Raw genomic sequence first — 1662 nt, 5'->3', positions numbered from 1 at the left:
CACCCGGTCGCTGCGCGACCACCCTCCCCGTCCCGGGGAGGGAGAGGACTCCAGGTCTTTGACAACCGAACTAGCCGCGCGGAACCAGCCGCCACATCCTGAGCGGATGCCGTACGGCCCCGGCTTCCTCGCCCGCCGCCGCGCCCCGACCCATGTAGAGGTCGGCCCGCACCGGACCCCGGATCGCCGAGCCGGTGTCCAGCGCCACGACCAGCCCCTGATAGCTGCCCCGCGCCCCGACCAGGTTTCCGCCGTCCGCGGAAATCCACACCAGATCGCCATAGCGCCAGTGGGTCGGATCGACGGCGATGGCGCGGCGGGCAGGCAGGGGAATCCCCGCCGCGCCGTTCGGGTCGCCGCCGTCGTCGGGGTCAAGGCTGAAGAAGATGTAGCGGGCGTTCAGGGCCATCACCTCGCGCGCCTCCGGCCCCCGGTGCGCCGCCAGCCAGGCGCGGATGGCCTCGCCCGAGGTCCCGTTCGGCGGCAGCAGGCCCCGCCCCGCCATCGGCCGGGCGATGCCGGTGAAGGGCCGCCCGTTGTCGGCGGCGTAGGCGGCGCGCGCCTTCGTCCCGTCCGCGAAGGTCAGATACCCCGAGCCCTGGATCTGCATGAAGAACAGGTCCTCGGCCCGCATCCACGCCAGCGGCGCCGCGCCCGAGGCCGCCGCCGGGTCCGCCTCGATCGCCGCCCGTTCGGGCAGGACCTGGCCGCGCGTCCAGCCGGCGGGCGGGGCCAGCACCGGCATGTCGAACTCGCCGTCGGGGCTGCGGCGCGCCGCATACTCGGGCGCGAAATAGGCGGTCAGCATCCCGGGGCGGCCGTCCGCCGTCTCCGCCGCGACCACCGAGAAGCCGCTCTCGAAGAAGGCCCGGGCCAGCGACGGCGTCACCGGCTTCGAGGTGCGCCGGATCTGCATCGCGCGCTCGCACTGGGTCCGCGCCGCCGGATCGCGCGCGACGCCGCAGCCGTCGATCCAGGCGTCGAAGGCCGCCAGATGGTCCTCATGATCCCAGCCGGGCAGAACGGTCGGGCTCAGTTCCGCCGGCGGCGCGGGCGCGACAGGTCCCGGCACGGGCGACGCGGGTGTCGGCGGGGTCGGGGCGTCCGGGCGCGGCGGGGTGGCGCAGGCCGCAAGCGCCAGCATCAGGGCCAGCGCAGCGCCGCGGATCGTCGCCCCGGGGCCGGGCCCGCGACGCCCGTCCATCACGCGGCGGCGGGTTCGGTGCGGGCCAGCAGCCAGTTGGGATCGCTGGCCCCGAGCGTGCGCTCGAAGGTCCAGACCTCGGCCACCCGGCGCTCCTCGACCTGTTCCTCGGTCGACGGATCGGAGGCTTTCACCCGGTTGCGCAGTTCGGCCAGGAAACGAACCTTGGCCACGGCGCGGTTCTCCTCGGCGGTGGCCATCTCCAGGTCCGCCCGGGCGGGGTGCAGGAACTCGACCTCCTCGCTTTCGCCGCGCGCCTCGCGGGCGGCGATGCCGCCCTCGAACGAGGCCATCACATGGGGCGTCAGCAGCGGCTTCAGGGTCTCGCGGTCGCCCGAGGCGTAGGCGCGGACGATGGTCTCATGGGCCTGGCGCGCGCCCTCGAGGAACCGGGTCGGGTCGAAATTGGGGTCGCGCGCTCTCAGGCCGGCGATCGACGCCAGGGTCACGGCGTCCAG

Annotated in this window: 2 protein-coding genes; both read right to left on the bottom strand. The window is 74.7% G+C overall.

Annotation, left to right across the window (positions count from 1 at the left end):
• Positions 1-70: 70 nt before the first annotated feature.
• Positions 71-1204 (bottom strand): MltA domain-containing protein, encoded by a 1134-nt coding sequence (locus RDU12_RS15600; RefSeq protein WP_308685577.1) that lies wholly within the window; start codon positions 1202-1204, stop codon positions 71-73.
• Positions 1204-1662: Tim44/TimA family putative adaptor protein (locus RDU12_RS15595; RefSeq protein WP_308685575.1), on the bottom strand; the 459-nt coding region annotated here is incomplete at its 5' end. The genes RDU12_RS15595 and RDU12_RS15600, both read right to left, overlap by 1 nt.

Source organism: Brevundimonas sp. (assembly GCF_031082345.1).
GTDB lineage: Bacteria > Pseudomonadota > Alphaproteobacteria > Caulobacterales > Caulobacteraceae > Brevundimonas.
The sequence above is the reverse complement of the archived record's forward strand: the minus strand, read 5'-3'. Positions and strand labels throughout refer to the sequence as shown.